Origin of the sequence: Mucilaginibacter frigoritolerans (assembly GCF_007830615.1) — a bacterium.
Taxonomy (GTDB): Bacteria; Bacteroidota; Bacteroidia; order Sphingobacteriales; family Sphingobacteriaceae; genus Mucilaginibacter; species Mucilaginibacter frigoritolerans.
This window is the reverse complement of record NZ_VLLI01000004.1, coordinates 88,864-113,483: the sequence shown is the minus strand read 5'-3', so window position 1 is coordinate 113,483 and position 24,620 is coordinate 88,864. Positions and strand designations below refer to the sequence as shown.

The 24,620-nt window shown below is 39.4% G+C and carries 16 protein-coding genes; 8 read left to right on the top strand and 8 right to left on the bottom strand.

The annotated features are described in order from the left end of the window. Positions 1-54 precede the first annotated feature (54 nt). The 3 genes from JN11_RS08115 to JN11_RS08105 form a co-directional block, all read right to left on the bottom strand. A complete protein-coding gene (locus JN11_RS08115) occupies positions 55-2,859 on the bottom strand; it encodes a 2-oxoglutarate dehydrogenase E1 component (protein ID WP_144911493.1) in 2,805 nt (934 codons plus the stop codon). Between the two features lie 396 nt (positions 2,860-3,255). Further along, entirely contained in the window at positions 3,256-4,593 is a 1,338-nt protein-coding gene (locus JN11_RS08110; protein WP_144911491.1) for a DASH family cryptochrome, read from the bottom strand. A 313-nt stretch (positions 4,594-4,906) separates the two neighbouring features. Beyond that, positions 4,907-6,508 carry a glycosyltransferase family 39 protein gene (locus JN11_RS08105; protein ID WP_144911489.1) on the bottom strand — a complete coding sequence of 534 codons (1,602 nt, stop codon included), beginning with the start codon at positions 6,506-6,508 and terminating at the stop codon, positions 4,907-4,909. Between the two features lie 329 nt (positions 6,509-6,837). On the opposite strand from JN11_RS08105, the gene JN11_RS08100 reads away from it, so the two are divergent. The 6 genes from JN11_RS08100 to JN11_RS08075 all read left to right on the top strand — a co-directional run bounded on the left by JN11_RS08100 (position 6,838) and on the right by JN11_RS08075 (position 12,279). After that, positions 6,838-7,500 carry a TetR family transcriptional regulator C-terminal domain-containing protein gene (locus tag JN11_RS08100; protein WP_144911487.1) on the top strand — a complete coding sequence of 221 codons (663 nt, stop codon included), beginning with the start codon at positions 6,838-6,840 and terminating at the stop codon, positions 7,498-7,500. After that, the gene (locus JN11_RS08095; RefSeq protein WP_144911486.1) at positions 7,460-8,152 is read left to right on the top strand and encodes an HAD family hydrolase; all 693 of its coding nucleotides are present in this window, start codon (positions 7,460-7,462) and stop codon (positions 8,150-8,152) included. The genes JN11_RS08100 and JN11_RS08095 overlap by 41 nt, the downstream gene beginning before the upstream one ends. Before the next feature lie 7 nt (positions 8,153-8,159). Continuing rightward, a complete protein-coding gene (locus JN11_RS08090) occupies positions 8,160-9,482 on the top strand; it encodes an ABC1 kinase family protein (RefSeq protein ID WP_144911485.1) in 1,323 nt (440 codons plus the stop codon). 154 nt (positions 9,483-9,636) lie between these two features. Then, positions 9,637-9,951 carry a Dabb family protein gene (locus JN11_RS08085; protein ID WP_144911484.1) on the top strand — a complete coding sequence of 105 codons (315 nt, stop codon included), beginning with the start codon at positions 9,637-9,639 and terminating at the stop codon, positions 9,949-9,951. A gap of 95 nt (positions 9,952-10,046) precedes the next feature. Continuing rightward, positions 10,047-10,979: a TIGR01777 family oxidoreductase gene (locus tag JN11_RS08080; protein WP_246138962.1), complete on the top strand. Its 933-nt coding sequence runs from the start codon at positions 10,047-10,049 to the stop codon at positions 10,977-10,979. After that, positions 10,972-12,279, top strand: coding sequence for a cryptochrome/photolyase family protein (locus JN11_RS08075; RefSeq protein ID WP_144911483.1), 1,308 nt, complete (start codon positions 10,972-10,974; stop codon positions 12,277-12,279). The genes JN11_RS08080 and JN11_RS08075 overlap by 8 nt, the downstream gene beginning before the upstream one ends. A gap of 66 nt (positions 12,280-12,345) precedes the next feature. Here the strand turns inward: JN11_RS08075 and JN11_RS08070 are convergent, their stop codons facing one another. From JN11_RS08070 to ggt, 4 genes are all read right to left on the bottom strand, one after another. Beyond that, a complete protein-coding gene (locus tag JN11_RS08070) occupies positions 12,346-13,314 on the bottom strand; it encodes an FKBP-type peptidyl-prolyl cis-trans isomerase (RefSeq protein WP_144911482.1) in 969 nt (322 codons plus the stop codon). 80 nt (positions 13,315-13,394) lie between these two features. Then, entirely contained in the window at positions 13,395-13,931 is a 537-nt protein-coding gene (locus JN11_RS08065; protein WP_144911481.1) for an FKBP-type peptidyl-prolyl cis-trans isomerase, read from the bottom strand. A gap of 283 nt (positions 13,932-14,214) precedes the next feature. Next, positions 14,215-14,661, bottom strand: coding sequence for a MarR family winged helix-turn-helix transcriptional regulator (locus JN11_RS08060; protein ID WP_144911480.1), 447 nt, complete (start codon positions 14,659-14,661; stop codon positions 14,215-14,217). A 184-nt stretch (positions 14,662-14,845) separates the two neighbouring features. Continuing rightward, a complete protein-coding gene (ggt, locus tag JN11_RS08055) occupies positions 14,846-16,486 on the bottom strand; it encodes a gamma-glutamyltransferase (RefSeq protein WP_144911873.1) in 1,641 nt (546 codons plus the stop codon). 321 nt (positions 16,487-16,807) lie between these two features. Here ggt and JN11_RS08050 point away from each other — a divergent pair, with 321 nt between their 5' ends. After that, on the top strand, positions 16,808-17,317 hold the full coding sequence (locus JN11_RS08050; RefSeq protein WP_144911479.1) for a hypothetical protein: 510 nt from the start codon (positions 16,808-16,810) through the stop codon (positions 17,315-17,317). An 8-nt stretch (positions 17,318-17,325) separates the two neighbouring features. Here JN11_RS08050 and JN11_RS08045 read toward each other — a convergent pair whose 3' ends face one another. Further along, positions 17,326-21,060 carry a S8 family serine peptidase gene (locus JN11_RS08045; protein ID WP_170227716.1) on the bottom strand — a complete coding sequence of 1,245 codons (3,735 nt, stop codon included), beginning with the start codon at positions 21,058-21,060 and terminating at the stop codon, positions 17,326-17,328. A 420-nt stretch (positions 21,061-21,480) separates the two neighbouring features. Here JN11_RS08045 and JN11_RS08040 point away from each other — a divergent pair, with 420 nt between their 5' ends. Next, positions 21,481-24,609, top strand: a complete 3,129-nt coding sequence (locus tag JN11_RS08040) for a T9SS type A sorting domain-containing protein (RefSeq protein ID WP_144911477.1) — start codon at positions 21,481-21,483, stop codon at positions 24,607-24,609. Positions 24,610-24,620: the final 11 nt, after the last annotated feature.

The window sequence follows — 24,620 nt, the reverse complement described above, 5'->3', positions numbered from 1 at the left end:
GATAGCGACGCAATGTATTGCGCCGCTACAATGAAAATCTAATTAATTATCAAATCAATCGGCTCCAACATTAGCCATTTTTTCGGCTGTTTGTTTTACAGCAGCTTTTACCGCCTTGCCTGCAGGTGCTTCAAAGGCTTTTGAAACAATGTGCAATTGCTGCGCAGCATGTTGTTTAGCAAAACCTGTTGCGGTACTGCTACCCTCATGGCGAGAAATCACATTCAGGTTAATTACTTTATCGTTATGGAACTTGCGGCAAATATATGGCCATGCCCCCATGTTTTCAGGTTCTTCCTGTACCCAGAAAAACTCAGTGGCTTTGTTATATTTTGCTTTTATCTTTAATATCTGCACTACTGGTGTTGGATATAATTGCTCAATTCTTACTATGGCTACATCCTTACGTTTATCAACCTGTTGTTTCTCAAGCAGATCATAGTAGATTTTACCTGTGCACAGCAATACGCGTTTTACTTTTTTAGGATCAGCATAAGTATCATCAATTAACTCGTGGAACTTACCTTCAGTAAACTCTTCCAGTTTTGATACGCACTTAGGGCTACGCAATAAGCTCTTTGGTGTAAAGATGATCAGCGGCTTACGGAAATCCCGCAGCATCTGTCTTCTCAAAATATGGAAGAAGTTTGCCGGGGTAGTACAGTTAGCTACCTGAATGTTACTATCGGCACAAAGCTCCAGAAAACGCTCAACACGTGCCGATGAGTGTTCAGGACCCTGCCCCTCATAACCATGCGGCAATAACATTACCAAACCATTACCGCGTTGCCATTTAGTTTCGGCACTGGCTATATATTGGTCAACTATAATTTGTGCTCCGTTAAAGAAGTCGCCAAACTGCGCTTCCCAAATGGTTAAAGCGTTAGGATTTGCCAGGGCATAGCCATACTCAAAACCTAAAACACCATATTCAGATAGTAAAGAGTTGTAAATACTGAATTTAGCTGAATCTTCAATGGTATCAAATGGGGTATACTCATCTTCCGAATCAACCAGTGTTAATACGGCATGACGATGAGAGAAAGTACCACGTTTTACATCTTCACCACTTAACCTTACCGGGTGGCCTTCTTTTAATAAAGTACCATAAGCAAGCAGTTCGCCCATGGCCCAGTCAAACACGTGGGTTTGGGTAACCATTTTATTGCGCTCTTCAAACAGCTTTTCAATCTTTTTGAAAAACTCTTTTCCCGAGGGCAAAACAGTTAGTTTTTTACCAATTGCCAGCAGCTCTTCTTTTGCAACGGCAGTATCAATTGGTGTAAAAAACTCCCTGGTACTGGCTATGTGCAAGCCATGCCAGGCACCTTCAAACATTTGAATGGTATCGGTAAACCTGTCTTCGGCTTTTGACTCGTCTAATTTTTGCTGTAACTCGGCGCGGAAAGTTTTTTCCAGCTCTGCTGCATAGGTTTCATTGATACTACCCTCGCTCAATAATTTTTGCTTGTAAATTTCAAGCGGGTTTGGATGCGCTTCAATCGCTTTGTATAATAAAGGCTGGGTGAACTTAGGCTCATCAGCTTCATTATGTCCATATCGGCGGTAGCATAAAATATCAATAAACACATCTTCATGAAATACCTGGCGGTACTCCATTGCAAGGTTCACTACGTAAGCCAATGCTTCAACATCATCACCATTTACGTGAAACACGGGAGATAATACTGTTTTTGCCACATCGGTACAATATGTACTTGAGCGGGCATCTTTAAAGTTAGTAGTAAAACCTATTTGGTTATTTATAACAATATGGATTGTACCACCTGTTCGGTAGCCATCCAGTTTTTCCATTTGCAACACCTCATATACAATTCCCTGACCGGCTACTGAAGCATCACCATGAATAAGGATAGGAGCAATTTTAGCATGATCGCCTTTGTATTTGAAATCAACTTTTGAGCGGGTTAAACCTTCTACAACCGGATCAACTGCTTCCAGGTGACTTGGGTTAGGGCAAAGGCTTAAGTGTACTTTTTTACCGCCAACAGTTACCACATCGGTTGAGTAACCCAGGTGATATTTTACGTCGCCGCCAAATGGAGTATCTTCGTCAAAATTTTTACCTTCAAACTCTAAAAAAACCTCTTTGTAAGGTTTTTCCATAATGTTGGTTAGTACGTTCAACCTTCCGCGGTGAGCCATACCAATCACAAATTCCTCAATGCCCAGTTCTGATCCATTCTCAATAACAGAATCAAGCGCAGGGATCAAAGCTTCAGCACCTTCAAGCGAGAAACGTTTTTGACCCAGGAATTTGGTACCTAAAAAGTTTTCGAACACCACTGCTTCATTCAGCTTATTCAGCATCAGTTTTTTCTCTTCAACTTTGAATGATGCTGTATTGCGCTTGCTTTCCATCCGGTCTTCAAACCATTTTATTTTAATGGGATTACGAATGTAGCGGTATTCGGCGCCTATCGATTGGCAATAGGTATCTTCCAGTAACTGGCGGATATCGCGCAGTTTGGCAGGGCCCAGGCCAACTTCAACACCCGCGTTAAATACGGTGTCCATATCGGCATCGCTTAAGCCAAATGTTTCCAGTTCTTTGCCCGGGAAGTATTTGCGTCTTTCGCGAACGGGATTTGTTTTGGTGAATAAATGGCCGCGTGTACGGTAACCATCTATCATATTCAGCACATTTATCTCCTTTAAAAAATGCTCGGGGGTACCTGTATTTTGAGCAGCGGGTGCTTGTGCATCACGACCAAAATCAAACCCTTCAAAAAATTTTTGCCATCCAAAGTCAACCGATTCAGGGTCTTTTTTATAGTCTTCGTATAAGGAATCTATGTAGGCAGCGTTTCCGCTATTTATATAATTTAGACGATCCATGAGAAACCAATCTTTAAAACGGTACAAAAGTAAGCATATCGGTTAACAAACTTTATAATTTATTCATAAAAGTTAACCGGCTTTTTATTTGATACCTTATTGTTACAACTGTTTAACGAATATTCGCTTTTAAAGGTTAAAAAAAGTGTACCAGATGTGCCACCTGGTACACGTGGCACAGTAAATAATTTTACAACACCTTTAATATTTTGAGTAATTGAAAAGCACGGAAATATATTCCGCCTTTTTAGTGAAACAGTTTGTGCAGGAAACCGCGCAAGTAGGAAATCCCCTCAAAAAGAACGGCCAGTACACCTATAATCACTGTAAATTGTTCAAATGGGTTCATAATACTTATTTGACGCTTATTTAAAAATAAAGTTACACTTTAACCTATTATTTAACTACAACTGTGTCAGAAAAATCCTGGTAATCAACATTCTTTACAATGGGCAACCAGGTATCAATATAATCACTTCTTATTTCAAATTCAATAGCGGGCTTGGCTACAATAGCATATTTACTTTCGCGGGCATCATTCACACCTGCAATAAAAGCCCAATTACCCCAGTTACTGGCAGGCGAATAATCAATTAGCTTTTCTTCAAAGTAAGCGGCTCCTTTTATCCAGTCAACCTTAAGGTCATTCACTAAAAATACCGCCACTATCTGCCTGGCGCAATTATTAATAAAGCCGGTAGCGTTTAGTTCATGCATAACAGCATCAACCAATGGCACTCCGGTTTCGCCGTTTTTCCAGCTTTCAAAAAGCTCATCTTCACTAATAGTCATTAAAGCCTGTTCATCTTCATTTTTGGCGGCTATAAATTTCTGTCCATGTTTTTTAAACATAAACCTGAAATAATCGCGCCATAAAAGATCGAGTACCAAAGCATTAAAGTAATTAGCAGGGGCCGAATGCTGGTGTTTATGAATTTCCCAATAAACCTGCCGCAAAGAGATACAACCCAAAGCTATCCATGGTGACAATTTTGACGAAGGCCCTGCAGCTGATTGATTGCGATTTGTTTTACCATTAGTATACTGAAATCCAGCTGAAAAAACCTGTTCCAGCTGAGCCAGCGCAGTTGTTTCGCCGCCTATAAAATTGGTGGTAACCCTGACATCCTCAAAAACATCATCCAAACCAAGGGATTGTAATGTGGGCAATTCACCTGCATCAGCAATTTCCGGAGTATAGATCGCATCCGGTGTTCCTATGCAAGGGCGCACGTCACTATCACGCTCCACTTTCTTTTTAAATACAGCAAAACTATCCGGAATGTCTTTTATCGGGAAAGGCAGATCTTCTTTATGATATAAGGTATGGCCAATAAAATGCTTTAAGTTAAGCTTCATCTTCCATAAAGCAGCTTCTACCTGTTCAGATATTGCAGTTTCTTCATAGGCAACCTCGCGGTGATGATAAACCTCATTTACATGATATTCTTCAGCCAGTTGGGGCAATATCTCGGCGGGATTACCTATCCGCACAATTAGGTTGCCACCTATTAATTGAAGGTTCTTCCGAAGGTCGGCAACAGACTCTAAAAGGAAACGCGCACGTACATTGCCTGTTTTTGAATTGCCGGAAGCGTTTTTCTTGAAATAATAAGGATCGAAACAATATACAGGCAATACTTTATCTGCTTTACGTACCGCTTCTAACAATATTTCATTATCACGAATACGTAAATCATTTCTAAACCACACCAATATCGTTCTTTCACTCATAGTAAATTCAAAGGGATTAAGTGAACGCAGCGTACAAATTTGCGATTTATTTATTTCTTAACAACAATTGTAAGCAATATTTGACGCCGGGTAAACATTTTGTTTGATTTAGCATCAATAAAAGCCCTGTTTAAAAGCAATAAAGATAAATCATCCTCCATTCTGTTTACGTATGGCAGCAATTATGGGTTTTAAATATATTCATTTAGATTGATTGACATCAACAGGTTTATATATTCAATAAACTTGTTTAGTGATTAAGAATGAAGCAGCAAGCCCGTGTTTGATATGGTTGATATATTGTAAAGTTTATTTAGTTTTCCTTATTGCTGAATAATGAGGTTTTCTGCCTTGCAGATTCGTAATGGCCTTTCCAAATCTTCCTGAATTTTTGGCTGGGTTGTTTTAATAAGATTATATAACTGCCAAATTCACGTGAGTACCGATTAGTAATACTGTCAATTACAGAAGCAGATTCAAACTCTCTTATAAAGTCCGCGTGAATTTCGTCACGATCATCTGTAACTATAACAAATGTATCTCTATCATAAAAATCCGTCAAAGGTGTCCAGAATAAATAGCTTGCGCTCTGTCCGATAGGCGATCCAATGTGATACAGCGGGCCATAATGATCAATTGCAGCACCTTCCCCATAATTATCGCAATCAATTACGAATTTATTTTTCACCGAGTCTGGTAAAATATTACGAACCCTCGCAACTTTTGCTGTCATTTCTTCCCATCCAAGCATATCTGCAAAATCCTGGGGCAAGGGATGGGATTTCCGGTCTTCCCATGTAAGGAACCCTAATTTCCTGAATATACTGTTGTGCACGTAATATGTGACTAATTGTTGTGGTGGAAGAAATGGGAGCGTAATTGTATTCAGGAAACAGCCAATCAATACAGCGTAACCTATAATAACATAGCGCATGTATTTAAACCGGCCGGTAGTTAAGCGTTCAAGGAAAACCGCTCCAAAGCCAAACAACACCGGATAGGCACTCATTCCATAATAACCTTTACCCTGACCCATCACAAAAATTGCCATTACAATTAAAAATGCCCAGCCAATAAACCTGTATTGCCTGCCGGCACTTATAAAAAACAGCCAATATAATCCTGATAGCCATGTGAATATGCAAGGAATATTATACAATAATTGAAATTTCAAAAAATCGATCCGGTTTACGTTTTGAAGTTGCTTATCCTGTAACTCTTTCGCTTGGGTAACGAAAGGGAACCCATGTAGATATTGCCAGATAAGATTAGGCAAACAGATGATCAAGCCAATAAGCAATGCATAGTAAAAATGTTTTTTTAGCAATATATTCCGTTCAGTAGTCAATAATAATCCTATCAGCAAACTTATTGCGAAAAATACAATTGAATATTTACTCATTATACCCATGCCTAACGCAATACCTGCGATGTATAATCCACTTGTTTTTTCAGTTTTTATATAAAGAACAAGGCCATAGGCCATAAGTGTCCAAAAAAACATGTCTAAAAAATTAGGCTGAAACATAAAATGAACATGCATAAAATATCCAAACACAAAAGGCATAAAACCTGCAATAACGGCAAACAATTGCCCCCCGAATAAAAATATGAGGCGTGCAACAAGGATATAAGTGAATGCTCCGAAGAGAGAGGGCCATAATTTGATCCAAAAAATACCACCGCCCATAATATTGGTGAGGTAACCAAATACCGACATCAGTGGAGGTACTTCAAGATATCCCCATGCCATATGATGGCTTTCAGCAAGATATAAAAACTCATCCCTGTGCGGCTCGTATACCGGGTTTTGGATGAGGTAAGGAAGAATAAATTTTATTAAAGCCAATAAGTACACAAGGTTCACCAGATTTTTTTGCTTTGAAAATACCGAAGAAGATAGTGCTGAATTCATACAATGTATTTTAATTGTTTAAAACCGTTGATAAAACATTTATTTAATAAGAGGTAACTTAGAAGGAAACGTTGCATGATTTTGTTGTTTAGGAGGTTTTTACGAACATTCTCATCAAGTGTCTGCTCTTGACTGTGCCATCTTTCAGTGATTATGCATGATCTTTTTCCAAATTATTCTATTTTTTTACTAAATATCTCAATCGCTAAACACCTTCAATTAATACTTTTTGTACTATCGCTCAAAACCAATCGTTAATTATAGATAGTAATGACATTTTCATTGTGATAATGTTATATTTTTATAGTTATCATTAAAAATCTCTTTTTATGGCTACTGTTGAGAGCATCCGGAAAGCATATATAGACTTTGTACTTACAGAGGGCCAGCAGCCCAAGTCGGTTTATATTTTTGCTAAAAAAAACAAAATGACAGAGGAAGAATTTTACCAATTCTTCTCCTCGTTCGACGCGATTGAACAAAATCTTTGGACAAATTTTGCGGTAAAAACCATCACTGAGATAAAAACCCAGGAAGTTTGGTCGCAATACACCTCACGCGAAAAAGCACTGTCGTTTTTTTACAGCTTTTTTGAGTTGATTAAAGGTAACCGGAGTTTTGTGGTTTACAGCGTAAAAAAACAACCCAAAAGTTTTTCAACTCCGCAAACATTTACCGGAGTGAAAGAAGTTTTTGAAAACTTTTGTCAATCGCTTATTGCAGAAGGTATTGAATCGAATGAATTGTCCGAGCGTAAATTCTTTTCTAACCGCTATAAAGATGCCCTTTGGGTGCAGTTTGTTTTTATCCTTAACTTCTGGATAAACGATAATTCTACCGGGTTTGAAAAAACTGACGAAGCCATTGAAAAAGGCATCAACGTTACTTTTGATCTGTTTCAGCGTTCTCCTATCGACAACCTGTTTGAGTATGGTAAATTTTTAGCCAAACATGGCGGTCTTAAAGAAAGTATGGGATTTGGAAGCAACTAATACATTCGCAGTAATTTTTGATATGGATGGGACACTAATTGATAATACACCATATCACTACAAATCATGGCAGGCACTTTTTAAAAAGTACGATAAAGGTGAGCTAAGCAAAACAACTTATTACACCGAAATAAGCGGAGTACCAATAAAGGAAACCCTGAAAAGGCTTTTTAATACCGATGATGAAGCAACTTTAAAAGCGCTGCTAAACGAAAAAGAAAGTTACTACAGGCAATTGTATGCACCCTTTGTTACCGCAATAAAAGGTTTGGAAAACTTCCTTTACGAATTAAAAGAGGCAGGCATAAAAATGGCCATGGCAACTTCAGCAACAGTTGAAGACATTAATTTCATACTGGATAGGGTACCCATAAGAAGCGATTTTGAAGAGATTGTAAATACAAGCATGGTGAGCAGGCCAAAGCCCAATCCTGATATATTTTTAAAAGCTGCCGAAATGCTCAACGTACCGCCTGAAAAATGCATCGTATTTGAAGATTCATTAGCTGGCCTTAAGGCCGGTAACAGCGCGGGTATGAAAGTTGTAGGCATCACTACCGGGCACCCGGCAGCCGATTTACAGCCGGTAAACCTGGTGATAAATGATTATACAGAGTTGAGTGTACAAAGGCTCGCTGCATTATTTGAATAACAGAAAGATGAGTGATACACCGAAAGAACAAAACAGCATACCTACCAGCAAAGTTCAACGCTCTGCCAAGTTTGTAAAAACAGGGATAAAAGTGGGTGGCAATTATATAAAGCATTATTCTAAAAAACTGTTTAATCCGGATATGGATAAATCAGAATTGAATGAGGATAATGCAGCCGATATATATGAATCTTTAAGTGAACTGAAGGGCAGCGCACTTAAAGTAGCGCAAATGCTCAGCATGGATAAAAACCTGCTGCCGCAAGCTTACACTGATAAGTTTTCGCAATCGCAATATAATGCCCCGCCACTATCAGGTCCGCTGATTGTTCAAACATTTAAAAAGTATTTCGGTAAATCACCCGAGAAGATTTACGATAAGTTTAACGTTCGCTCATCAAATGCAGCCTCTATTGGGCAGGTGCATGAGGCAGAACTGAATGGCAAAAAACTGGCTGTAAAAATCCAGTATCCAGGCGTGGGCGATTCCATATCATCCGATTTAAAACTGGTAAAACCTTTTGCTTTCCGCCTTTTGGGCATGAGCGAAAAAGAACTGGATATTTACATGCGCGAGGTAGAAGAGCGCCTGCTGGAAGAAACGGACTATGAACTGGAAGTGCGCCGTTCCATTGAATTTTCTACCGCATGTGCCAATCTGGATAATGTGGTTTTCCCTAAATATTATCCGGAGTTATCCAGCAAGCGCATCATCACTATGGATTGGCTGGAAGGACAGCACCTGCGTGAATTTTTAAATACTAATCCATCGCAGCAATTAAGAAACACCATTGGTCAGGCGCTATGGGATTTCTATAATTTTCAGCAGCACGAACTACGCGCCGTACACGCTGATCCACATCCGGGCAACTTTATGATAACGCCCGAAGGCAAACTGGGTATTATTGATTTTGGCTGTATTAAAGAGATGCCCGAAGATTTTTATTATCCCTTCTTCTCGCTTACCTCAACCGGTTTGATGGATAATAAGGACGAAACCATAAAAGCCTTCCGTCAGCTGGAAATGATCCATAAGGATGATACCCCTGCACAAATTGAGTTTTATTATACCATGTATAAGCAAATGATTGGCCTGTTTGCCAAACCTTATATTAATGATCGTTTTGATTTTAGCCAAACTGCTTTTTTTGAAGAGCTATATGGCTTTGGCGAAAAGGTATCAAAAATGCCCGAGTTTAAACAGGCACGTGGTGTAAAGCACTTTATTTATGTAAACCGCACCAATTTTGGTTTATACAATATTTTACATGAGCTAAAAGCTGAGGTAAAAACGGATACTTTTAAGCCACATGTGGTGTTGGCGTATTAACGGACGGTTGGTTTCGTTCCCATTTTTAAGGTATAGATGAAGAGGTTAACAGTAATATAGATATTAATCTGATAGTAAAATTTCCTTTACCACCGAGCCGCTATTGTAAAACGGCATTATTCTTAGCATCTTTCAGCAATAAAACCACCGTAACATGCTACTCCAAAACACCTTCGTACACCACGTACATTTATGGCTGAAAGATAAAGCCGACAAACAAAAATTAATTGAGGGATTATACACCCTGGTGCCTATTACCTACATCCGCGATATTCATATCGGTGTTGCGGCCGAAACTTTTCGCGATGTGGTTGATCGCTCCTATGATGTATCTCTTTTAATATTATTCGATACTCCTGAAGCACAGGAAGCCTATCAGGATGATCCTATCCATTTATTATTTGTAGAAAACTATGCAAAACCGCTATGCAGCAAGGTTGTTGTATCTGATAGTGTGAACGTTTTTTAGTTAATGGCGTATTGATAATAGTTCATAGCAGCTACAATTTATTGATATGAGCACACCATATTAAATTAAGCAGACAATAAAACAATCATCCTGCCATGAACAATGAACTACCGGCTATGAACCATTCTCAAAAAAGCATCCTCCTCACCGGTGGCACGGGTCTTATCGGCCTTAGCCTTACCAAACAATTATTGGCAAAGGGCTATAGCGTGAGCCATTTAAGCCGCTCACCGGGTAAAGACGCAGGGGTGAAAACTTTTTTGTGGGATATTGACAAGGGCCAGATTGATGAACACGCTATTGATGGGGTTAATATCATCATTCACCTTGCCGGGGCAGGTATTGCTGATAAACCATGGACGGATGCTCGCAAACGGGAGCTGGTTGATAGCCGTACCAAATCCATTAGTCTGATTTATGAATTACTGCATGAAAAACCTCATCAGGTAAAATCGGTAATTTCTGCATCGGCTATAGGTTATTATAGCGACAAGGGGGATGAATTGCAAACCGAAGAAAGCCCCCCTAATACCGATTTTATGGCACAATGCTGCCTTGACTGGGAAGCCGTGGTTGATGAAGGTAAAAGCCTGGGTCTGCGTATAGTAAAATACCGAACCGGTGTGGTGCTGGATACAGGTGGTGCGCTGGCAAAACTGGCTATGCCTATCAAACTTTGGGTAGGCTCGCCATTAGGCAATGGCAGGCAATGGGTGCCCTGGATCCATTGGCAGGATGTGGTTGACATGTACCTGTTTGCTATTGAGAAAGAAAACCTCGAAGGTATTTACAACATGGTTGCCCCTAACCCGCTTACCAATAAACAGCTTACCCAGGCAGTGGCCAAAACTTTGCACAAACCTTTATGGGCGCCCAATGTACCTGCATTTTTGTTAAAACTGATTATGGGCGAAATGAGTACCATTGTTTTAGGCAGTACTAAAGTATCGGCACAAAAAATAGCAGACGCCGGGTTTAAATTTAAATATCCTGAAATAGTACCCGCCTTAAAACAGATTTATGGATAATGCAATAGCGATATTCTGGTTCAGGCGCGATTTGCGTTTGGAGGATAATGCCGGTTTGTATCATGCCTTAAAAAGTGGATTACCTGTATTACCCATTTTTATTTTCGACAAAGAGATACTCAAAAACCTTGAAGATAAAAGCGATGCCCGGGTAACCTTTATTTATCAAACTATTAAAGCACTTAATGAGGGGTTGCAAAAGCTGGACAGTAGTTTATTAGTAATTTATGATACACCTGAAGAAGCGTGGAAAAAGCTTTTAACTAAATACAACATCAAAGCGGTTTATACCAATCATGATTATGAGCCATACGCTAAAAAACGTGATGAAGCAGTTGCCCAAAATCTAAAAAAACACAATATCAGCTTTAATACCTTTAAGGACCAGGTTATTTTTGAAAAAGATGAAATAGTAAAGGATGATGGCAAGCCCTATACAGTTTATACACCTTATAACCGCAAATGGTACAGCAAGCTTACCCCATTTTATTTGAAGCCCTATCCCAATAAAAAGTATTTTGCTCATCTTTTTAAAACAAAACCATTCCCGCTCCCTGCTTTAAAAGACCTGGGGTTTGAAAAGAGCGATCTTGAATTTCCTGCCATTCACTATAAAGAACTGATACTTGATTATGCCGAAAAGCGGAACTTCCCCGCTATAAAAGGAACCAGCCATATCGGCTTGCATTTACGCTTTGGTACGGTTAGCATCAGGGAACTGGCAAGCACCGCCAGTACTTTCAGTCAAAAAACATGGCTCAATGAACTCATCTGGAGGGAATTTTATATGATGATCCTTTATCATTTCCCCCAAACAGCCAATCATGCTTTCAGGCCAGAATATGACCATATTAAATGGGTGAATGATGAAAAACAATTTGAAGCCTGGTGCAAAGGCGAAACGGGTTTTCCATTAGTAGATGCCGGTATGCGCGAGTTAAATGCCACCGGTTATATGCACAACCGTGTACGGATGCTGGTAGCCAGCTTTTTAAGTAAGCATTTGCTCATTGATTGGCGCTGGGGCGAACGCTACTTCGCCCAGAAACTGCTGGATTATGAAATGGCCAGCAACGTAGGCGGCTGGCAATGGGCGGCCGGCTGCGGTACAGATGCGGCACCCTATTTCAGGATATTTAGCCCGGATGCGCAGCTCAAAAAATTTGACCCCGAACTTAAATACATCAAAAAATGGGTTCCGGAATATGCCGACATTAGCAAATATCCACAACCCATTATTGATCACGCCTTCGCTCGCGACAGATGTTTAAAAGTTTTTAAAGAGGCCCTGACTAAATAAAAATGGGTTTTGAATAGCTGCCTCAAAGCAATTACTAAAAACCCATTAATAACTTTTTATTTAGCCCTATGGCGTTACCGTATCAATAATAAAGGTAAACCGCATACAGCTGTTAGCAGGTATGGTAACAGAGTTATTATTTTGATCTGTACCGGTACTTGAAGTTGTTCCAATCCCAAGCGCTGACGGAAGCAAAATTGAAATTTTAGTACCTACACTTGCCTGGCTGGCATACATTGCTTGTTGTATACCTACATATAAATTGTCAACGTCACCAGAATTAGTGACACCTGATACATTCTGATTATTAAAAATAATACCATTTAACAATTGCCCGGTTGCAGTATAAGTAATGGTTTTTGAAGAATCTATAATATCAGTACCGGTTGGCACTGTTAATACTTTATAATAAGTACCTGCACCTGTGCCTGTGGTAATTTTAGTATAACCTGTAAGGCTGTTATTCTTCATGTAATTGTTAATTACCAGATCATCGTATACCGGTTGGCTATCCACAACATTAATATAATAATCAAGGCATTCATTACCCGTAATACGATTGTTAGCCACCTGCGAGCTTCCGGAACCTGTACCGTTAACACCATAAGCCAGATGCGATGGTATTAACACACGCATACGGCCACCGCTATATTTCAAATCGTTTATCAATGCAGTTTGCAAACCAAGTGGTAAGTTATCAGTAGCTATATGACCCAAATAATCATAAAAGTGATTATTAATAGTATCAATTGATGTGTATACACCATCAAGTGTACGAAGCGTGTACACTAGCGAAATCAAACTGGGATATTGCAACCTATGAGCAGTGTTTCCTGGCGAAAGAATTTCATAATAAATGCCGGTAGTATCGCCACCAACGGTATCGCGTACCATATTGGTTAAGCCATGTACCTTTATGTAATTTAGTATTTGCTGCTGATCGTACTGTTTAATGGTAGGCTCAATTTTGTCTTTGCGGCATGATAATAACCCTATAACACAAAATAATAAAAGAATAAAAGTTGTTTGTTTCATTTGTAATAAATTGTTTTTAAACGGCTCCTCAGCCCGCATTGCTACTATCTTTTATTATAGTTTTTAATATGCTTTATTTTTTAGTTTGTTACGTTATACACTTTAATATGAAATATCAGCACCGCATTGGCAGGTAACCCTACTTGTGGCTGGGCATAAGGCCCATAAGCATACTTTGACGGTATATACAACGTAAAAGTACTCCCAATTGGCACCTTTGCCTGTTCAAAACCTAAGGCCCATCCCTCAATCACCGCCCCTAAAACGTACGACGGATGAAAATCAGTTGTTGCCGTTTTTGTTTGCACAAATGGTGTAGCAGCTACCGTTCCGTTTGTATTTAACAAATAACCTGTATAACCAATGGTAACCTGGGTTGAATTAGTATACAATGGTGTTACTCCTGTTCCAACCGTATCAATGGTATAATAAATACCTGTAACAACATTTGCCGAGTCTACCTCTTTTGCAGTAATATTATTAGCTTGTAAATAATTCGTAATTATTTTGGTATCTATAGCTAATTGGGCCGCCACCTGGTCTGCACCTGTGGTAGACTTACTGCAACCTGATAAACCCGCAGCAAAAAGCAATAAAATTAACAATATCCGGTTCATCCGTTTTCTTTTTCCAATTCAGTTAATTTTGCCTTTTGTAAACCCGGTTGCATCATTTTAATCTGCTATTATGCAAAGCTGTTTCAATCGGCAAATTTATTCTTTTATATGTCAAAAACAGCAGCTTAACATTTTTTAACAATTAATATCTGCATCCGGCTATAATTTGACATCAAATTCAACCAACTAACGTATAATTTTCAATAAACGTGTACTGATTTATGATTTGTTACAGGTAATTTAAGTCTGATAAGACTCAGCTTAACAGAATATTCACGCTTAACTACTCCGGTTTATAATTGAGCGTAAGCTGATTTATTTTTTTAAGGGTTTTTACCAGATATTCCTTATCTGCCTCGCTGATATGGTTGTTGAGGTAATTATTAAATTGTTTAACAACCGTTCGGGCCATTTGTCGTTTTTCTTTTCCTAAGGCAGTTAAATATATTTTAACCGAACGTTTATCTCCCTCGTTTGATTCCCGATAGATTAATCCTGATTTTTCCAATTGGCGCAACATCCGCGATAAACTGGTTGATTTAAGACCAAGCAATGCAGCAGCCTGGGAAACTGTAGTACCTTCTTTTTCGTCGATATTAATAAGCAAGTAGCCAATTGATTGGGTTATGCCAAAATCTGTCACTAACTGGTTATAACGGTTAGCAACTGTTTGCCAAACTATTTTCAAAAAATAGTCAATTGTTTCCTGATGTTTTACGCTGCCTTGCATAACCAACAAACTTAAACTACGAAAATTGAATATGCAAGCGGAAAATTAGTCCATAGTCCATAGTCCATAGTCCATAGTCCATAGTCCATAGTCCATAGTCCATAGTCCATAGTCCATAGTCCATAGTCCATAGTGAGAATTGGCTGCAGGATAGATTGTTTTATCTATTTACAAATTTTATAACCTAAAAGCCCAGCTTGGTATCATCTCCGCGGGGGTCGGCGCCGCCTTGATAATAACCATCACCAGTAACCAAAATAGCATCAACCCGGCCAATGTTACCGCGCGAAATTACTTTATATCCTTTTTGTTGTAGTATATTTATAGTAGCGCTATCTAAAGCATTTGTTTCTGTTTCTACATCATCGGGCAGCCATTGGTGATGAAAGCGTTTGGCGGTAACAGCCTGCTGCATATCCATACTAAAATCAATAACATTCAAAATGGTTTGAAATACTGATGTTATAATGGTTGACCCTCCAGGAGTACCAACAACCATAAACAGCTTACCATTTTTTTCAACAATGGTAGGTGTCATAGACGATAACATGCGCTTATTGGGCTGAATACTATTTGCTTTTCCGCCTACCAGGCCAAACATATTTGGTACGCCCGGTTTGGAACTAAAATCATCCATTTCGTTATTCAACAAAAACCCGGCTCCGCTAACAAATATTTTTGACCCGAATGAATCATTTAAAGTAGTGGTAATGGATACCGCGTTGCCATCTTTATCAACAATAGAATAATGGGTAGTCTGATCGCTTTCATACCCTACAAATTTACCGGGCTCAATACTGGTGCTTGGGGTGGCAGCACTCCAGTTAAAGCTTTTCATACGGGCATCTATATACGCCGGATTAAGCAAACTATCTACAGGCACTTTATAAAAATCAGGATCTCCTAAATATTTTGACCGGTCTGCATAAACCCTACGCTCTGCTTCTACTATTAATTGTACAGTTGAATCGGTATTATGTCCCCATCTTTTTAAAGGATATTGCTCAACCGAGTGTAGCAATTGCAATAATGCTATCCCTCCGCTGGATGGCGGTGCCATTGTAATAATTTTATACCCTTTATAATTACCCGTAATTGCTTTACGCCAAACTGAATGATAATTATCCAAATCAATTTGTGATATTAGGCCATTGCCTTGGTTCATTTCAGTTATTAATTCATCTGCAACTTTCCCTTTATAAAAGCCATCTCTTCCATTATCACGTATCAACTCCAGGGTTTTAGCCAAATCTTCCTGTACTAATAAATCGCCTTCTTTCCAGCCATCATCCTTCAATAAATAGTTTTTACCAGCATTCAGTTTCATAAACTGGGTACGGTTATGGTTTAGTGCTGAAGCCAGTTTGGCGGTAACTTTAAACCCGTTACGTGCCAGATCAATGGCAGGCTGTACCAGTTCGGCCCATTTTAGCTTACCATAGTTATTATGAGCTTGCACCATTCCGTCTACCGAGCCTGGCACGCCCGATGCCTGGTGGGTTGAAATACTCATCCCTGGCACCACATTACCCGCGCTGTCCAGGTACATATTTTGACTGGCCCTGGCAGGAGCCTTTTCCCTAAAATCAAGCGTATTGGTAATACCTTTTGCAGAACGGTAAACCAAAAAACCACCACCGCCTATATTACCGGCTTCGGGATGGGTAACTTCCAAAGCAAACTGCACGGCTACAGCAGCATCAATAGCGTTACCGCCTTTTTTCAAAACATCAAGCCCCACTTTTGATGCATTGGGAGTAGCACAAACAACCATCCCGTTTTTATAATGGTCATCTTGTGCCTTTGCCACCTGTATTAAAAGCATTACAGGCAAAATAAGGCATGCTACCTTTTGAAAACACTTGAAAAATTTGCGGGTGTTAATTACTGACATTTGCGAGGGGGGGTAATTCATGAATTTCTAATTATATCCACGAATTTATCATTTTCAACCGGATAATAAACATCATTAATAATTATTAAACATATCTCAAACCATACTTGAACGTTGCCAAATGTATCCTTTTTGTTACAAATGCATATTATTTACTTGTTGATAATCAATTATTTACAATTTAAAAACTATTCCATTTTGATTAAAAGGTCATAAAAACGCAATTTCGCCGTTCAAGTTCAAATACATTCTATGAAAAAAACATTCTTAAGTTTATTGATGCTAATCTCTTTTTTATTGGTTAGCAAGCATTCTAATGCGCAATCAAATGGTGATTCTTATACAGGCGCTGTAGGTTTTAAATTTGGCGGATATGAAGACGGCATAGCCGGAAAATATTTTACCGACAAGGATATTGCCATTGAAGGTGAATTAGGTTTCAGACAACATGGTGTAGTAATAACCGGGCTATATGAATTTTACCAGGTAGCATTTAATGTACCCGAATTAAGATTTTACTATGGCGCAGGTGTCCATATTGGCGCCATCGGCAGTGGCGTATATCAACGTTTTGGCGGCGACAATGAAGTTTATAACACCGGCCATTTATTGTTAGGGGTTGATGGTGTTCTGGGTCTGGAATACATCATTCCACAATCACCTATAGCCGTCAGTCTTGATCTTAATCCGCGTCTGGAGCTGGCTACCGGCCCATTCGGTGATATAGCCCCCGCCATAGGCATCAAATACGTTTTTAAATAACGAGAAATTTATCTTGCAATGATAATTTTATTGTTATAAGTCTTTTCACCAAGTATTAACTTTAAAATATAGGTTCCGGGCGACTGGTTAGATACATCAAGCGCTGTATTAAAGTTTCCGGCGGCAACAATTTGTGAGCTGCTGGAAACAATTTTACCTGCCGCGTTTATAAGCGACAATGTTAAATTGCTACTTGTTTTTGCAACAAAAAGAATATTCAACTGACTGTTTGCCGGAACCGGAAACAATACTAAACCTATATCAGTATTATTTGCTGAACTACCCTGCACTAAATCATACAAAGTATTTGATATGAGTTGACAACCGCTCACCAGATTTATTTTAGTCTGATAATTCCCGCTCTCAATTGGCCGGTAAGTGGCGTTAGTTGCCCCTGCTATAGGTGCACCATCCAAATACCATTGATTTCCTGAGGAAAAATTGGAACTAAGCACTGCACCGTTCTGGGTTATTACAGGGTTAGATACTATTACTGCCTGCCTGGCAGTTGAAGCACAGCCTGCGCTTTTCAACTTTATATCATAAAAATAATAGTAAAAGCCCTTATAATAAGTTGTATCTGTTGATGATGTTGCCGTATTGCCTGTAATACTAAATACATCGCCAGCGCTGAATGGATAACCGGTAACTCCTGCATTACTCCGGTAAAGTGTTGCTGTGCTGTCAAAAACAGCGGTAATAGTATAGGCTCCTGCAGCAGGTAGTAATAAATTAAGGTTGTAAACTACACCCTGATCGTTTGGATCATCGGCTTGTGCGGAGGGCTGCGGATGTGAGCTGGTGGCCACTGCGTTTATAGTGGCTTGGGATACAATTTCACCATTGGTATTAGCTACCTGAAACGTTACCTTACCCGAATTACCAACATATAAACGGGCGCTCTCAATAATAACCGGAATATTGGCACTTACATTAATAGATGGGGTAAACTGGTTGTAGCCGCCCCCAGAAAAAGCAGTCTTAGTAGCCGGGCCAACTGTACCGCTAAAATCATTTACACCAGCGTAATAGGTATTATTGACAGGAGCTTTGCTTGTCAATGCAGTTGCCCCGAAAGCTATAGGAACATTATCAGTTATATTTTGATACCATAACAGTTCACTATCGCCCGAGCCTGATAACTGATATTGATTGCTGTTATTACAATAATAAGCCGTTAAATCTGATGCCGAAGGAGGCAAACTTATCAGAACGGTTTCACTAACCTGGTTATTGGAAGTGTTGGGGTCACCCGGCAGGTTACTGGTTGCCGTAATATGATAGGTTGCACCCGCAATAGCATTAAAGGTACCGTTAAGCGTAAAATCTTCCTGCTCCAGCGGAGCTAATGAACCGGTATAAGTTTGTTGTAAAGTAGTTGTGGTGTTATCTGGCGCAGTAACAGTTACTGTAACCGGGATATTATTTATCGTCGCGCTCCCAAAATTCTTTAGTGTTACCGTTACCTGTGTGGCTGATGAACATGAACCTGTAGAATCAGGACTAACAATGGCTATTACTCCTGCATCGGTAGTACTTTGTAAAAATTGAACCCGGTAATCTTGTGTTTCGCCTTTGCCATAAGTACCGCATGCTTTTATGGTTGATGTATCGCTTGTTTCGTTCAGCACCACACGCATTAAACTGTAATTACCTGCAATTACAGATGCCGGTACAGTAATATTAGTATTGTAAGTTCCGGTGGTATTCAATATAGAGGTGGTAGCTACCAATTCGTTAGCATCAAACACACCGTTGCCATTCCAGTCAATAAAAACTTTGGCAGCTTTATTAAAATTAGCACTACAGGTACCTAACGTTAAACTCAGCGGATAGGTTTTGCCTTGCTCTAACTGCACAGTTAAGTTAGTGAGATTGGTATAACTGGTACATCCGGCAACTGGAGTATAATTAATATTGGCAAGCGTTACATTATTAATACGGGAATCGGCATTTGATAAGGGTGCAGAAGTGCAATAAGCTGTTCCGCCAATGCCAGTGGCTATAAGCGAATAAGCCTGTGATCCTCCTGTTAGCGTCCCTTTGTGCGAAACAGTTATGGTATAAGCCTTACCCGGCACAGCTCCGGCGATATAAACCTGTTCAATATTATCTACAATATTATCACCAGTTTTGGCAATAGCCGATGGATTATTAGGATCCAGTATCCAGGGCATAAATGTAACTGTCCCATCACTTATCCTTATATCAAGATCATTAACCAGTTTGGGTGTACGGCTATTCACTGTACCGTCGGGTGTTTGTGTCCCCATCGGATCTGTCCATGATATAGTGGCTGATAAAATACCATCACCCGATGCAATAACGTTATAGGTTTGCTGCTGTCCCTGTTGCAGGATGCTTTCTTTGATTATACTTTTTGATCCGTTATTAGTTATAACCTGCGCAGCATTTCCTGTATTGAGCAAACCCCATCCATAAATATAATCGGGGCCAGTATTTCCAGCATCAACAGCTGTATGACAGGCTAAACCTTTTAAAGTTGCCGCGCGCATAAAACTGCCGCCATTTTTTTCGGCATAATACTCCTGCAATAAATATAAGGAGCCGGTAATATTTGGTGCCGACATGGAAGTACCTGACATGGTTATATATGATTGAGGTCCAGACGTTCCAGCTGAAAGAACATCTACTCCATCACCTACAATATCCGGCTTAATACGACCATCATCTGTTGGCCCCCAGCTGCTAAATGATGCAATGGAAATAGATGAGCTGGTTGCAGGGCCATACGGTAAAGGGTTTACCGCCCCCACTGTAAGTATATTTTTAGCATTGCCAGTGGTACTTATTACATCGTATCCTGTATTGCTGCTTATACTGGCAGGCCTCGGTCCTTTATCAACCAGTGTTTGATTGGAGGCACTTGCATAACCGTAATAATCACTCCCTACTGCCGGGCCCGGATATGCATGTGCATTACCAGCCGATTCAACAATCAAGTAATATGGGGCATTAAACGCAATCTGATCCCATTGCTGAGTCCTTTGCCCGTAAAAGCCAAAGTTATAATCAACCGTATCTCCGGGCAAGCCATACCATTCCCAACGGTTGGCTAAATCGTTAAAATCCCAGCCTGCCACATCACCATACGAATGATTAGAAAGCAACAGATTTGATGCCGCGGAACTCATCTTAGTTATATCATTATCGAAATAATAAGAATGTAGGGTAGTAGCATTAAAAGCCATCCCTTTTGCCGGTGCATATATCCCCTTAGCTACCATGGTACCCGCCACATGCGTAGAATGGTCAAGTATTGATACGGTATCTTCAATAGTAATTGTTTTTCCCGTAAATTCCTGATGCCCCTTATACACCGCCCCGCCATCCCATATGGCTAGTTTATTATTTATAATATTACTAGACCCGGAAAGGTTTAACCCCAATATTCCTCCCGGTTGTACGCTATTTGTACCTGTTGTTGCAGCAGCAATGACATTGTTATCCGTTACAAGGTACACCGGAAAGCCCAAACTGTTTACTCCCTGCAACAACACCAGTTTTCCCATTTTCGTTTTACGAACAACGGGCCATCCATGAATATTGGCCAACCCAAGCGCCTTTTGATGGTTATTAAGAAATAGATTATTAAACCTTGATGAAAGGCCTTGCAGTTCTTTCTTGTTTGCTTCCGTTACCAATACCTGCTGACCATAAGTTTCAGCTGATATACACAGTAATAAAAGTAATCCGGCAACGGGCGAAAAAAGCTTACTCAAACAAAATTTACACATAATTATATACCGGACAAGGGCTTTTGAAGGTAATTATCACGGAAACAAGTTAGCATATTTTATATCGCTATAAAAAATATGTTTTATTTCCAATTAATTACAAACTGCCTCAAAAAAAGTTCCGTATTTATTAAAATTTATATTAATTTAGAAATGGCTATATAATTTTAATATTAACTATTAAGAACTGCAATATTTAACCTAAAGATTAAATATTTCTTAATATTACAGATATGAAATAATTGAAACTATGTTATTAGGGCAAGCGTAAAAGACCTCGGCAATGTATACTCACTACATTTTGGAATAATAACAGACACATAGTTATCAAAAAATATTAAATAAGTAAAAAATAATATAATTATTACAAAGCGCACTATTAATACACCCTAAAAATTTAAACTGTTGAAAACACAATTATTGTCCATTGTATTAGTTTTTTGTAGTATTATTATGTTTAATAATACTGCAGGTGCAACCACCTACATCTGGAATGGTGGAGCAAGTGGCAGTTGGACTACCGCATCCAATTGGTTACCAAATACCGGCTACCCTGGCCAATCAGCCACAGATGTTGCTAGTTTTATCACCAGTAACGTTACTGTAACATTACCAAGCACTATTACCATAGCATCAATGAATACTGCTTTTTATGGTATTAGCGGTATCACTGTTAATGTAAATTCCGGAAGCACGCTTAATATCAGCGGCGGCATAACCACGGCTCAGGCAAGCAGTGCAGCAAATGGCTTCACATTTTCAGGTGCCGGAACCACAAAAATAAGCGGAACAATAACTGCAGGTTATCAAGCATCATTAACTATAGCATCAGGTGCTACTGTCTACTTAAATGCTAATGCTATAGCAGATTGGTCAAATAGTCAAAGTACTATAACTAACAATGGAACACTGAATATACAGTCAGGATGCACTTTTAAATTTGGCTACAGCTCCTATATGGTTAATTCAGGAACCGTTAATTCCAACGCTTCAACCTATAACTTTACGGGTGGTAGTTCAAACTATTCCATTAACAATACAGGCGCTTTCACAGATCACAAATCTTCATTCAATATAACCGGTCAAAATGTAACCTTAAACAACAGCGGATCGGGCAACTTCCATGGCAGTGGCACTACTATAAGTGATTCTACCAATGGTAGCAACTCCTTTTCCATTAATAACTCAAGTGCCACATCAATAATGAAGCTTGATTCTGGTTCATTTATAAAGTTATATCAACAGACTGATGCCATTAACAATACCGGATTTTTCTATGTAGGCACATCAAACTCATCCTGTTTATTAACCATGAAGGGTCAAAGTTCATACATTGCCAATACAGGTACATTCAGTGTTGGTTCAACCTCTATTATCAGCCCATACGGAACTTCTGTTACAATAACCAACACCAGTCCGGGCACTTTCACTTTCCAATCTGATCAATATGGCACTGCATCGTTATTGGCAATGGCTTCAACAAGTTCTACCACTGGCATTTTTAACGTTCAGCGTTATTTATCAGGCGGCACGCTTAAAATAGGCACCAGATGGGTATACCGTAATTACCGGTTAATGTCATCACCAGTAAATACCTTTAGTGTAAATACTGGCTTAGCAAATCAATATGGCATCAATTTGCAATACCTTGCAAACAGCGCAATTGTTACTGGCGCTAAAGGGGGTTATGCCTTTCCAAGCACTTTTAATTCAAGTACAGCTTATGGAAATCCCACAATATATTTTTTCAGGGAAGATATAACACCTAGCAACGCATCCTTTACCGGCGCTAATTTTACTGGAGTAACTGACCTTACCCAAGCCACTACTATAGGACTTTCTGATGGAACTTCGCCTAAAGTATCTGTAGGAAACGGTTTTTTCTTCTTTTTCAGAGGTGATAGAATTAATAACGTAGGCACTAACCCTGGTAAAACTACCAGTCCGTTTGTTGCGCCAGAGGGTGTTGTTTTTACAGCTAACGGATATTTAAATCAACAATCTTACCAGGTGCAAAACTGGGTAGTAGGTGGCGGAAGTTTAAAATATGAAACAAACCCAACCTACAACGGTATATCAGAAAACAATGCAGCTGTGCGCGGATTTAACCTGATTGGTAATCCATACCCATGTTCAGTTGACTGGGAAACTTATGCAACATCAGGCGCCACAGGTATAGTGGTAAATACTACATCAGGTGTACCTAACGTGGCACCAACTATTTGGGTTTTCAATCCATTTACCAATCAGTATAACACCTACATGAAAGGTGACGGAGGTGTAGGAAAAGGGCTTAATGGAACAGCTACAGGCAACACCAGTGCCAATATTATTGCCAGCGGTCAGGGCTTTTTTGTAATGGCAGTAAACCATGCTTCAACAATAACCTTTACCGAATCTGCAAAAACATCTAAACAACCATCATCAAGCTATTTACTGATGGGCGCACCTCCAACTACCAATGTATCCCAATACATGCGTTTGGTTTTGCAAACAGACTCTGTCAATAACGACGATATGCTGGTTTTCTTTAAATCAACAGCCAGTACAGGTTACAACCCTATGGAAGATGCCAAATACTTCCCTGGTATGAGCGCACTTGAAAGCCTGGCAAGTATATCAAGCGATAGTGTAAAACTGGCTATCAACCGTCTCCCTTTCCCTAATCAAAAAGCACCTTTAACTATAAGGCTATCTGCAAACGTTGCTACAAGCGGACAGTACACCCTTAAACGTTACGAATTACAATCTGTACCACAATTATATGAGGTATGGTTAATGGATAAGTACAAAAAAGATTCATTAGATCTTCGTGCCAATACCAACTATGTTTTCAATGTCGTTCTTACAGATACCGCCAGCTTTGGGAATAACCGCTTTTCGATAGTAATCCGTCAAAACCCGGCATTAGGTGTTCACTTGTTAAGCTTTGCTGCTACTAAAGAAACAAGCGGATCAGAAGTTGTATGGAAAACTGAAAACGAAGAGAATTACACCAACTTTACTGTTCAGAGAAGTACAGATGGTGGCGTAACTTTTGTAACTATTGGCGGTGTAAGCTCAAGCTCATTATCAACTTACAGTTTCCTTGATAAAAATCCGGTTGCCGGGGCAGATATCTATCGCCTGGCAATAACAGATTTAAACGGAACTACAACCTATTCAAATACAGTTAAATTGATTTATGGCAACGCTACCAATGTTGCTGCAAGTAATCTGAGTGTATACCCTAACCCTTCTAATGGCATTATCAATTTATCTATACAAGGCAGTAACAGTACTACCAATTCATCCGGTTTATCTTTATTACAAAGCGTTAGCAGTACGCCTACATTGGCCAGCACATCAACCACTTCATCATCATACGCCATCAAAATTATAAGCCTTGCAGGTGCTGTTGTAAAAACCGCTACTTCATCAACAATAAACTGGCAGGATAATGTTAGCAATCTGGCTCCAGGAACTTATATAATACAAGTTGTTAATAACAGTAACCAAAGTCTGGTAGGCAGAAGCACATTTGTGAAGCTATAAAATACCAGCTA